The sequence below is a fragment of the Marinomonas foliarum genome (assembly GCF_003337275.1).
GTDB classification, from domain to species: domain Bacteria; phylum Pseudomonadota; class Gammaproteobacteria; order Pseudomonadales; family Marinomonadaceae; genus Marinomonas; species Marinomonas foliarum.
Window position 1 is genome coordinate 14,895 of record NZ_QPJQ01000004.1, and the last position, 13,158, is coordinate 28,052.

The 13,158-nt window shown below is 43.1% G+C and carries 4 protein-coding genes and 4 tRNA genes; 3 read left to right on the forward strand and 5 right to left on the reverse strand.

Going from position 1 to position 13,158, the window contains the following annotated elements; translation table 11 throughout:
* Window positions 1–12: 12 nt before the first annotated feature.
* The 4 genes from DFP77_RS02910 to DFP77_RS02925 all read right to left on the reverse strand — a co-directional run bounded on the left by DFP77_RS02910 (window position 13) and on the right by DFP77_RS02925 (window position 537).
* Window positions 13–89: transfer RNA gene (locus DFP77_RS02910), tRNA-Met, on the reverse strand.
* 68 nt (window positions 90–157) lie between these two features.
* A tRNA-Met gene (locus tag DFP77_RS02915) sits at window positions 158–234 on the reverse strand.
* Between the two features lie 116 nt (window positions 235–350).
* A tRNA-Met gene (locus DFP77_RS02920) sits at window positions 351–414 on the reverse strand.
* A gap of 46 nt (window positions 415–460) precedes the next feature.
* Window positions 461–537 (reverse strand) — tRNA-Met (locus DFP77_RS02925).
* A 289-nt stretch (window positions 538–826) separates the two neighbouring features.
* On the opposite strand from DFP77_RS02925, the gene msrA reads away from it, so the two are divergent.
* On the forward strand, window positions 827–1,486 hold the full coding sequence (msrA, locus tag DFP77_RS02930) for a peptide-methionine (S)-S-oxide reductase MsrA (RefSeq protein WP_114410804.1): 660 nt from the start codon (window positions 827–829) through the stop codon (window positions 1,484–1,486).
* Window positions 1,487–1,596: 110 nt separating this feature from the next.
* Here the strand turns inward: msrA and DFP77_RS02935 are convergent, their stop codons facing one another.
* On the reverse strand, window positions 1,597–10,251 hold the full coding sequence (locus tag DFP77_RS02935; RefSeq protein WP_147270546.1) for a retention module-containing protein: 8,655 nt from the start codon (window positions 10,249–10,251) through the stop codon (window positions 1,597–1,599).
* Window positions 10,252–10,702: 451 nt separating this feature from the next.
* On the opposite strand from DFP77_RS02935, the gene DFP77_RS02940 reads away from it, so the two are divergent.
* Window positions 10,703–12,193, forward strand: a complete 1,491-nt coding sequence (locus DFP77_RS02940) for a SulP family inorganic anion transporter (protein ID WP_114410806.1) — start codon at window positions 10,703–10,705, stop codon at window positions 12,191–12,193.
* A 31-nt stretch (window positions 12,194–12,224) separates the two neighbouring features.
* Complete coding sequence (locus DFP77_RS02945) at window positions 12,225–13,076, forward strand: universal stress protein (protein ID WP_114410807.1); 852 nt, start codon at window positions 12,225–12,227, stop codon at window positions 13,074–13,076.
* Window positions 13,077–13,158 lie beyond the last annotated feature (82 nt).

Consider the following 13,158-nt stretch of genomic DNA (forward strand, 5'->3'; position numbering starts at 1 on the left):
ACTAAGTGTATTTGGTTGCGGGAGCAGGATTCGAACCTACGACCTTCGGGTTATGAGCCCGACGAGCTACCAGACTGCTCCATCCCGCGCCATGCTAAACGATAAATCTCGTTTAGGTTTTATCTTTTCTTAATTAAGAAATTGGTGACTAAGTTAATGGTTGCGGGAGCAGGATTCGAACCTACGACCTTCGGGTTATGAGCCCGACGAGCTACCAGACTGCTCCATCCCGCGACAAATTAACTTTCTTTACATCACTAACAATTTCATTTGATTAGCTTTTATTTTAAATCGATTTCAGGAGCACTTTACTGGAATTAAAAGTGAACCTAAGACCTATTATTTTAAAATGGTTGCGGGAGCCGGATCTTCGGGTTATGAGCCCGACGAGCTACCAGACTGCTCCATCCCGCGACAAATTAATTCTTTCATGAATCACTAACAATTTCGTTTGATTAGTTGGTTGCGGGAGCCGGATTCGAACCAACGACCTTCGGGTTATGAGCCCGACGAGCTACCAGACTGCTCCATCCCGCGACTAATCATCGTTAGCAACAAACATCCATCAATGCTTGTTGGTTAAGCTAATTCGCTCAACCCTTGCCAACGAGGTGCGTATTATAGGTAGATTAATCTAAGAGTCAAGCGCTACAAGAGAACTAGATAGGATTAGTTGAAAAAAACTCTTTCTGCCTCATTATCTACCTATACCAAACAGACTCAGCCTCTTATTAGATATAGAGAAGCTTAAATACTTGTATCCTACGCTACCACAAGGTAAAAGGTAGCCATCCAATATTTTCGACCAATAGGTTAGGAGCCAATCATGCCCAGCAATATTGAAGCCATTCTGAAAAAATCAGCAATCCCTACTGAAGCCGATGCCCTACCCGGTAGAAGCACGCCTTTAACAATTTCAGGTATACACGCTGTCAACAATGAACCGTTTGTCCGCGACGAAAATCCCAGTGAATCCGAAGTCATTCTAGGAATGGGTTGTTTCTGGGGGGCCGAACGCAAGCTATGGAATACTCCCGGCGTTATCGTCACTTCTGTTGGTTATGCTGGCGGCTTTACACCCAACCCAACTTATGAAGAAGTTTGCTCAGGACAAACAGGGCATAGCGAAGTCGTACAGGTTGTGTTTGATACCTCTATTATCTCGCTAGAGGGCGTGCTTAAGGTTTTCTGGGAAAACCACGATCCAACTCAAGGCATGCGCCAAGGCAACGACATAGGCAGCCAATATCGCTCTGTTATCTATACAACCAGTGATAAAGATATGCCAATTATTGAAGCTAGTAAGGCTGCATTCCAAAAAGAATTATTTGATGCAGGTCACGGCATGATCACCACCGAGATTGAACCACTCGATACCTACTACTTTGCTGAAGAGTATCACCAGCAGTATCTTCACAAAAATCCGAATGGTTATTGCGGGATAGCCGGTACTGGCGTGAGCTGCCCTATCGGCTTAGGCGTATAGTTTTTAAGTAATTGAAATAATCACTTTCTAAATTGAATAAGTGACAGAAACGAAAAGGCCGAATCGAAAAACGATTCGGCCTTTTTAGTAGCGTCTACTTCAAAGAAAAGTTAGCCATCAATGTTGATACTGTACTCTTCGTTGTTGTAGATAACTTTAATAGAGTCGCTTGAACTAAAGTTAGATTCTTCACCAAAGTTGGCAACATCTTCACTATCTACTTTGACACTGCCATCCGTCACTTTTACATGTTCAGATAAGAATGCCGTAACTGCGTCAACATCTGCATCTTTATCAGGACTGCCCTCTATACCAACCAACAAATCAGTCAAATCAAGTGCATCTTCCGCCACATTAAAATCAGTTATTGTATCTATATTTGAACTATTTGTTACGTCATTCAATATAAAGATATCGTTACCTGCCCCACCTGTCAGGATATCAGAGGCTTCATCATCGCCACCAAACAATACATCATCACCCGAGCCGCCTAATAATGTATCTTCGCCTGAAGCACCCTCTAGATAATCATCATTGATACCGCCAACAATAACATCCTCATCTGACGTCCCTACTAGCTTGTCATGCTGTCCATCGGTATTAATTGAAGCTGTTAACTCAAACTCTTCAATATCACTTTCTGATTTACTGACAACGGTTAGATCATCGATAGCAGTTGCTCCATTAGCTACTTGAACAGTATAACTACCGTCTTGATTCACCTGAATATCCTGACCTGACTGAAGTAATTTGGCACCTTCAGGAACACCAAAGATATCTACGGTAGATATCACTTCCGAATCAGAAAGATTCTCAACACTCACTTGAACTTTAAAGTATGGAGCAGAGCCATTATTGGTTGAATCAAATGCTGAACTATCACCTATTACTGAGCCGTCAGAAAATTTGATGTTCTCAAAGTTAACAAAACGCGATCTAATTCCATCTTTATTCCAATAGTAATCAGACATCGAATAGGATTGAAACCATACAGAGTCAGAACCCTGTCCGCCATCGACCCATGCTGAACTTGATACTGCTCCACCAACCACTAATAGGTCATTACCAGAACCAAGATTGATCGAAACGTTTGCAGCAATATCACCACCAATCTTTAGCGTATCATTACCACTACCTAACTGTATGTCTGCGCCATACCTAACATCATCACCAATCGAGACAAAATCATCGCCGGAGCCGGAATGCACAGTAGAGTATTTGTTGACATCATCTTCGATGATCAGCTTATTATCACCATCGCCTAGATTAATATGCGCACCTGCTGAATCATTGCCTAGATCGTTGCCGATCTGAACTCGATCGTTCCCTTCACCAGTTTGTATAGTGCTGTGTACATTATCTTTGACAAAGATATCATCATTACCACTACCTGTTTTGATACCTGCTTCACCATTTCTATTTACATCGTCTCCAACATAAATCGAGTTATTCCCATCTCCTGCATCCAGCCATTTTTCAACATCATTATCAATAACAATTTGGTCATTACCTGAACCAAACTGCTGCCATTGATCATAATTGTAATCTTGGTAAGTTGCAGAATCTATGACATCAGATTTAGACCCAAAACCCTCCCAGTTCGACTTAACTTCAGTAATAGTTACCATAACATTTGCAGCGTCACTCGCTGCATTTACAGCAATTGTAGCAGTGGCAGTATCATAACCCCCCTGACCGTCCGTAATTGTGTAATCAAATGAAGCACTACCCATAAATCCAGCTTTTGGTGTGAATACGATATCACCGTTAGAGTTAATGTAAGCATAGCCATTCTGAGCATTACTTACGCTCGTTACAGTCAAAGTATCACCATCAGCGTCTGTATCGTTTGCAAGTAAACTATCCGTACTTATCACCAGACCTTGCTCTTCTGAAGTAGTTAATCCAGCCTCACCTGTAGAACTCAACATTGAAGAATCAATAACAAAATACGTTGCTCCGCCGTCAGAGCTCAAGGTTGGCTGGAATACATAATCTCCACCTTGATCCCACCAAACCATATCAATAGCATGATAGCCAGACTCGCCAATAGTGAAAGCCTGATGAGTAGTAGTATTAGACGTTTGATTATTATCAATAGTCGCTACCGCTTCTCCGTCAATATTTATCTGATAACCATCATCAGCAATTACTTTAAAGTTATACGTTCCAGCGGCTAAATACACATATCCTTTGAGGTAAATACCACCATCCGTATTGTCACCAGGATCTGCACTTAATGTACTTGAATCTGATCCCAAGAAAGTTTGCAAATTAGAGCCTTTGGCGACATCACCTGAACCAGGACCGTAGTTGACATTTGAAGCTTTAAACGTAGCGTCTGGTTCTTTGCTGTCAATAAGCGCTTTAAAATCACTGATACTATTAATCTGTGAATCAGTACCGTAATACTCACCAACAAGACCAGCAAACAGAGCACCAGAAGAACCATCGTCCTGAGCTTGAGGCGCTGTATTAGTGCCTACACTGATAGTTAAACTAGCAGAGGAACTACTACCATCAGAGTCTTGTATCATGTATGAGAATGTCTCAGTAGCACCACTTGGAATACTAGAAACACCAGCTGTCACTTTGTAGACATAGCTGCCATCATCATTTAATACCAAGTCTCCGTACTGCCCATGAATACTTTGACCCACATTAGTATCCGTTAAAGTAACCGTATCACCAGGAGCAACACCAACGACAGTTACCGAACCATCTTCACTAAGCTCATCAGCCCCTAATCCATTGTCATCAAGAACATTACCTGTTGTTTCTGGCAAACTGTAACCAGCGCCTTCAACAACACGAACAACCAACTCATAGCTTGTTGCAGCATTTTCAGCCGTATGAATAGAGGTCACCACTGGACTATCAGGATCACTAGCATCCTTAAAGCCAACAACTTGCAAGGTATAAACCTCGCCTTCCCACTCAAACGTCACAAAGGTATTTCGAACAGTTACAATGTCTTTTGAAGCTTCTGCATCATTGGTATTTGGCGTCTCATTATGATCAAAATTCACCGTTAAACTAACAGGCTCTGTGACACCTTTATTATCAGTCACAGAAAAACCGACAACCATTGATGCTTCACTGATCGCACCACCCTCATAAACTGGATAGTTGTAATGAGTAAAGGTACCAATGACAATGTCTTCGTTAAGATCAAACTGACCATTTAATCCAGCATCGTTATCAATAAAACCATAGCCAGACTGAAGGTTTGAACTATCTGCCGAACTACCCCAACGAATTTGATCCTTGCCTAAATCATTATCTAATCCTCCAAGCTGAGAAGTCCCATCAAAAGTCTTAACATCCGAACCGTTCTGATAGCTTACCCAGTTTGCTTCAATGTCAGTAACTTCAAACGTCTCACGTTGAACAATAATGCTATCTTCATCATTAATCGCAACAGGCGCAGAATCTTCAACATCAACCTTAATTGTAAATGTCCGGCCATCATCAAGTGTCACTGTCACACTATCTTGGTCAGAAACATTATCACCATGATCACGAACAGGTGCTTCATATTCGTAATCACCATTTTCTTTCAGTGTTATAGTAGCGCCAAAATCCGTTGTGACTTGAGTAACACCATCAGGGAAGCGGAACCCTTCAGGAAGATCTGTCAGCACCACACTCTGACCTTCATCAGCAGACAAAGTCACCTCGGCTGACAAGTCAACAACATGAGTAGAAACACCAACACTCTCAACTGTATTACCAGCATCATCTCTTGATGTGACAACTACTTGGAACTCAGTATCAGCCGCCAAATCACTGCCAGCGACAGCAAGTACCCAAACACCACCAGTGGCAACTGTTGTTGAATATTCCTTATTATTGATGGTCATCTTAACCACATCACCAACAGAAATATCACCACCTGTTGCAGTACCGGAAACGGTAACTGTTTGACCTAACTCAACACCATCAATTTTATCATCAGAAGTAATTGGGTTAATGGCCACCGTACCCGCATCCGCTTCCAGATCGACCGAATGAGTTGAAGTCGCTTTGCTCTCGACTGTGTTTCCAGCCGCGTCTGAAGACGTCACGACAACCTCGAACTCGGTGTCCGCCGCAAGGTCTGCACCCGCAACATTCACTGTCCAGTTACCATTCGCATCGACGGTGGTGTCGTACTCTGTACCGTTGATCGTCATGGTCACAACATCGCCTTCTGCGATATCGCCACCCAATGCTTTACCACTAATTGAAATCGTATCAGCAGCAGCCTCAGTAGCATTAATCACATCATCACTAGTAATTGGATCTATAGTTACAGAATTCACATTAACAGTAACGGTTGAAGTATCTGCACCACCTTTACCATCACTAATTGAGTAATTAATAGTAGCGGTCCCACTAAATCCTACGGCTGGAGTAAATACCAACTCATTATTAACAATAGTTACCGTGCCTTGAGATTGATTAGATACAAAAGCATCAATGATGGTTAAAGAGTCACCCTCTGCATCAGTATCATTAGCTAAAGCATCTATTGTGATAGATCCGCTGTTAGTAGAAGTACTCACTAAGTCAGCAGTAGCAATAGGCGCGTCATTCGTACCCGTCACGGTAATCGTTAAGGTCGTTGTGTCGGTCGCATTTTGGTCGTCGGTCACGGTCACTGGGATTTCAAGAACCAGTTTCTCGCCTTCTTCCAAGCTGTCGTAAGACGACGCATCGAAGCTGTAAGAACCGTCTTCGTTCAACGTCAAGCCTTCCACTGTTGAGGTCGTGCTGAACGTTAAGCTCGCATCGTCCGCAAGATCCACATCGCTGGCACTGATGGTGCCGGTGATGGTCGCGTCTTCTGCCACCGCACCCGTTGCCGCTTCCGCGACTGGCGCGTCATTCGTACCCGTCACGGTAATCGTTAAGGTCGTTGTGTCGGTCGCATTTTGGTCGTCGGTCACGGTCACTGGGATTTCAAGAACCAGTTTCTCGCCTTCTTCCAAGCTGTCGTAAGACGACGCATCGAAGCTGTAAGAACCATCCGATTTCAAGATTAAACCAGTGGCCGTAGAAGTGGTGGTGAAGGTCAAACTTTCAGAGCCAGGAAGATCCACGTCATTGGCATTAATCGTCCCTGTAATAATACTGTCTTCCTGAACGGCACCCGTTGCGGCTTCAATGGTTGGTGCATCGTTCGTGCCCGTTACTGTGATGGTTAAGGTCGTAGTCGCGGTAGCGCCTTGATCGTCTTCAACGGTCACAGGCACGGTGATTACTTGTGTTTCGCCTGCTGACAAACTGTCGTAGGACGATGCATCGAAGCTGTAAGAGCCATCCGATTTCAAGATTAAACCAGTGGCCGTAGAAGTGGTGGTGAAGGTCAAACTTTCAGAGCCAGGAAGATCCACGTCATTGGCATTAATCGTCCCTGTAATAATACTGTCTTCCTGAACGGTGCCCGTTGCGGCTTCAATGGTTGGCGCATCATTGGTTCCTGTTACAGTAATAACCAATGTTCCAGTACCTTTGTCTCCTTGATCATCAGTAGCTATAACATCAATTGAAATTTCTTTTATTTCACCTTCTTGCAACGAGTCGTAAGAAGATGCATCAAAACTATACCTGCCATCATCATTAAAAGTCAGGCCAGCTACGGTAGATGTGGTTTCAAATGTCAAAGATTTACCGGCGGGTAAATCTACATCTGTAGCACTTACCACACCATTTATTGTGAAATCTTCGGTTACAGAAGCACTTTGGCTCACTACTACAGGAGCTTGGTTTACCATATGAGTTGAAGAACCAGTTGTGTCAACTGTGTTTCCAGCTGCATCTTCCGAGCTCACAACCGCGTCGAACGCGGTGCCTGCGTCTGCCGCAAGATCAGAACCCGCCACGTCAACAGACCACGTGCCATCGGCACCTACTGTCGTTGTGTAAGTCTGGTTGTTGATTTCAAGCGTAACCGTATCGCCTTCTGCGATGTCGCCACCTGTCGCCGTACCTGTGACCGTGATTGTACCTGCAGCTTCAGTGGCGTTGATCACGTCATCAGCAGTAATATTATTTACTGTTACAGCACCTTTATCTGCGGCCAAATCAACGCGATAAGTGTGAGAATCTGTTGCTTCACCACGATTACCATTGCCATCATAGACGTTGACTTTACCTTCTACGGTTAAGTCTTCATCACTCGTTAGTTCACTAGCGTCTAGCGTAAGACTATAAGAACCATCTGGAGATACTTTTAAAGAATGGTCTTTACCATTAACAGTTAGGGTTACGATGGCTAATGAGTAACCGACACCTGTGACTGTACCGGTAATAGTAATTGAGCCAGAAGATTCATAGTTATTAATGACATTGTCTTGTGTAATGTTGTCAATACTAAGCTGGGCATCCAATGTTGCTGGAGTGTCGTTATCAAAAATACGAAGAGAACCTTGAGCATCTCCTAATACAGCATTGCCCGTGAGATTGGACAAGGTAACAAATGCCATCTCCATATCTTCAATTTCAAGATCATCGGTGATGGCAATTCGGATAGTTTTTTCTGTTTCACCGGGGGCAAAAGTAACTGTTCCTGCATAATCAGTGTAATCAAGGCCGGCTGTAGCGCCCACACCAATAGTGTCATAATCGACCGAAACTTCAGTGTCTGACGCAGGATCTAGAGAAATAGTGAATTCTGCGTATTCTTGACCTTCAACAGCGTAAACAAAATCAATAGAAACTGCTGGTGTCGTATTCTCTATTTCATCGTTATCTTCGATAGCAAAGGTAACATCTTCGTCATAGAAGTTATCACCTGTTATCGTGGCATTAAAATACTCTGTGCCCTCCACTTCGACATCATCAAAAATAGGTATACGAACCTCAAGAGAGTCACTACCTGCTGGTAATGTCATTCCAAATGTAGGCCATACATCTCCATTGTCTTTAAACTCAACGGAGGTTAAAGACACAGAAACCCAAGTTTCACCACCATCAGTCGAATATTCAATTGGCATTAAATAGTCATCTGCGTATTCGGCAATTGGCATCCCTAATTCCGCACTAAGCTTCTCACTTGTAAAAGTAATATTAAGAGTTTGATCTTCGTCAAAAGATAAAGTGCTTGAAAGGGTAAACTGATTGTAACCATCACCCTCAGAGACGGATTGAACATCAGTTGAAAGATGAGATTTATGAGTATCTAGCGCAGAAGAAGTTACTTCTTGCGAAACAGTCCAATCCTCTACTCGATAATTAAGACTTAAACCTTCAAGATCATATTGATCAACACCGTCATTCAATTTAATCGTGTAGGTGCCATCTCCATTATTAACCAGAGTTCCAATATTTTCGTAAGCACTCGATAAGCTAACATTGGAAACAAGTAAGTTTTCTGCAACGACTTGCTTAGCAATAGCACCAACCAATAGATCACTGGCAGAAAAAGTAATTTCTCCATCTAATTCACTGTAGTTATATTGAACCGTACCACCAGGCACACTGATAGTGTCCACTGTACGCTCATCAAAATCAGCGGGAGCCCTGTCACCAGCTAAGTCAGTAATTGTGTCAGTAACGTGATCTATTGCATCACTTTCAAATACGTTTTGCCCGGTTCTGTCAGAAAGTTCACTTTCTCTAGTAAATACTATGCCAACGTGAGCAAGCGCGTCAGAAAGCATTTGTTTGCCGGCTTCACTAAGCGTTAGCGAGTAATCAGCAAAAGCATCCCGCATCTCTTGAGTAATAGTAATGACACTTCCTGATGTCGGCATGTTTACTATGTCGTTTGTATTTAATACACCATCAGAACTATCGCTATCTTCCAAACCGTCACTAATGGCTTGTAAGAAAATAGCCATGTTCTCTACATAATTCGAATTAGTATCAGATAAAGCCACTTCAGCAATATCTTGCAGAAACAATATATCGCCCAGAATAACAGAAGATGGAAATTCGGCTATTACCACTGCGCCAACAGAAAATGTAATCGTATCACCATCATTATATTTGAAAGAACCATCAGATCCTTGGTCACCCGTTAGACCAGATAAACCGCTGGAGGTAGAGTACGAAACACCATTTACTAAGCCATCGGCAAATTGAGCAACATTAACTTCAGAGCCAGAGCCAGAGCCAGAGCCAGTTCCAGTTCCAGTTCCAGTTCCAGTTCCAGTTCCAGTTCCAGTTCCAGTTCCAGTTCCAGTTCCAGTTCCAGTTCCAGATTCATCATTTGAAGAGACATTCTCTTGAGATCGTTTCGACGGAGTTCCTATTGAAAAAGATGCTCGCTGGACACCTTGACCACCATTTACACCTGTGTCGTAACCGTAAGTTGGCAGTGTGCTCAGCGTGTCATTACCGAAAGTAGGAAGTGCAGCATTATCATTGCGGTCAACATCGACATCGAATCGCTGTTGCTGTTCTGTTTGAGCTTCACCCGCAGCCGGAGCATCTTGAATTAAAGTAGGGTCATCACCTGCTAAAATAGCGGCTTGTAATGCTTCTATATCTGTAGAGGAATCTGCAACAAGCTCGTCGTTATCACCGGTGTTATAGATTTCATCTGTGATTTCGACAATAGAATCGCCCCCAATCACCACATCAGTACCATCATTGAAAGCGATGGTCACAGTAGCATTAGCACCAGTCAAAACAGTCTCACCAAAGAAGATCGGGTCGCCAATTTTAACAATACGCTCTTGCCCATCAATAGATTGAACCGTTACCGAACCTGAAAGCTTGGCAATAGTACCGATTGCATTACCTATTGTTGCAAATGATGTTTGATTGTCGCTCATGATGCTTACCTTAAATAAGAAGACTATATGAAGCCGAAATAATTTTATGATTACTCACAAGATAGATAATAAAAGCCCAGCTAGCTATTGTACCTTGGTACAGTCAGACCTCTTTTTTTACATTTTTTTATGCTTTAAGGATGTTTTAACAAAGTTAGTCCGTATCTACTGGATCTTATCTATTGTTGTCGTTGCCATACATAACCCAACTCTTTATAATTTTCGCAATTTCGGCCGCTGACCTTAATTAAGGCTATAAGATGTCGCCCATTGTCTACCCCGAACTGATAACTCACTCAACGAGCCTTTATAAGGAAGATTATGTTCTCCTAGGCATGGCTCGGAACTCCGAAAAAATTGTTAAAACAACTAATAAGATATAAGCCAATTATAAAGGTGCTAATAGCACTGATTGCGGTTTATTTGCTCTAATTTATTCAGAAGGTAATACATGATCGATACAATTAAACGGGACTGGTTCTCAAACGTAAAGGGCGATTCTCTCGCTGGCACAGTTGTGGCCCTGGCATTAATACCAGAAGCCATCGCATTTTCGATCATTGCTGGCGTTGACCCTAAAGTTGGCTTATACGCATCCTTTTGTATCGCCGTGATCATCTCATTTGTCGGTGGCCGCCCAGGCATGATCTCTGCGGCAACTGGTGCAATGGCGCTACTAATGGTGACCTTAGTAAAAGACCACGGTTTAGAATATCTCTTAGCCGCCAGTTTACTTACGGGTGTTATTCAGATTTTTGCTGGATATTTAAAGCTTGGGTCTTTGATGCGGTTTGTATCTCGCTCAGTGGTGACCGGATTTGTTAACGCCTTAGCCATATTAATCTTCATGGCACAACTTCCAGAGCTGACCAATGTGACTTGGCATGTATACGCTATGACGGCAGCAGGCTTAGGTATTATTTACCTATTTCCATTGCTTCCCATCATTGGTAAATCGCTACCTTCCCCATTAGTATGCATAGTATTACTTACTGCGTTTGCTATGTTTTACGGACTAGACATACGTACCGTTTCTGACATGGGCGAATTACCAGATACTTTGCCTATATTCCTATGGCCTGATGTGCCATTAAATCTTGAAACCTTAATGATCATCCTGCCTTACTCCATCGGGCTTGCTGTTGTTGGTCTACTAGAGTCAATGATGACAGCCACTATCGTTGACGAATTTACAGATACAACCAGCGACAAAAACCGCGAGTGTAAGGGCCAAGGTATTGCCAATATTGGCTCAAGCTTATTAGGCGGCATGGCAGGTTGTGCCATGATTGGTCAGTCGGTTATTAACGTTAAATCAGGTGGCCGCGGTCGCTTATCCACCTTTATAGCCGGCTTTTTATTATTGATTATGGTGGTTTTCTTAGATGACCTTATTGGCCAAATCCCAATGGCGGCATTGGTTGCTGTAATGATCATGGTATCAATTGGTACTTTCTCTTGGGAGTCTGTGATTAACCTGAAAAAACACCCACTATCGACTAATATTGTAATGTTGGCGACAGTTTCTATTGTGGTTGCCACACACAACTTAGCAATCGGTGTTTTTGTTGGTGTACTGTTAGCGTCATTGTTCTTTGCAAACAAGATCGGTCGCTTTATGGTGGTAAAAAACGAGCAAGGCGACAAAGCAGGTCACCGTACTTATAAAGTGATTGGACAAGTGTTTTTTGCGTCGTCAGATCAATTTAATGCCGCTTTTGATTTTAAAGAAGCCGTTGAAAAGGTTACGATTGATTTAACTGAAGCACACTTTTGGGACATTACAGCAGTATCAGCATTAGATAAGGTTGTAATCAAATTCCGTCGCGAAGGTGCCGAGGTTGAGCTGGTAGGAATGAACGAAGCCAGCGCAACCGTTGTCGATAAATTTGGGGTTCACAACAATCCCGAAGAAGTCGAAAAGGTAATGGGTGGCCACTAGAACACCCTAGAATAATAACAAGGAGTGCAACATGAATAATGTAATAGCTTGTATTGATGGTTCTTCTCTATCTGAGTGCGTCACCACCGCATCTGTGTGGGCGGCCAAGCAAATGGGCTCGCCATTAACCTTGATGCACTCCTTAGAAAAAGAAGCCGCTAGAACAGATGATGACCTCTCTGGTTCTATCGGCGTAGGCAGCCGTGAACACTTACTAGAAGAGCTCATTGCACTGGATGAAAAACGTGCCAAGTTGGCTCTTGAACATGGAAAACTTGTTCTAGAAAACGCTAAAGAGTTTGCTCATAAGGCTGGCGCCAAGCAAATTGAACTCTTGCAGCGCCACGGCGACCTAATCGAAAACCTTTCTGATCTAGAAGAAGAAACTAGACTGATTGTGATTGGTCGTAGCGGTAGCGGTCACACTCAAAGCTCCCATACGATTGGCTCTCATATTGAACGGGTAGCGCGCACATCCCATCGCCCTATATTAATCACGGTAGGACAATTTAAAGCCCCAAAAAACTTCATGATCGCTTACGATGGTCGCGAAGCGGCAGATAACGCTATTGCTCGTATTGCACAAAGCCCATTACTACTGGGGTTACCTTGTCATCTGGTGATGGCTGGTGAAGCCACCGCAGAAAAACGTGCCAAGCTTGAAGAGGCTCATCGTATTTTAGAAGAGGAAGGTTTTGAGGTAACAGCCTCCATCATACCTGGTAAAATTTACCCTGTTCTGACTCAATACCGTGAAGAAAATCAGATAGAACTTATGGCAATGGGCGCCTATGCCCATTCTAAAGTTCGTCAATTCTTCGTTGGTAGCAATACCAGTAAGATGATTATTGAGAGCGACATTCCACTCTTGATTCTGCGCTAGAGCATTCAACTCCTATCAAACAATGCTCATGAAGCAAGATACATCAAGGGCGACCTCTTCCCAGCTCGCCCTTTTTTATTGC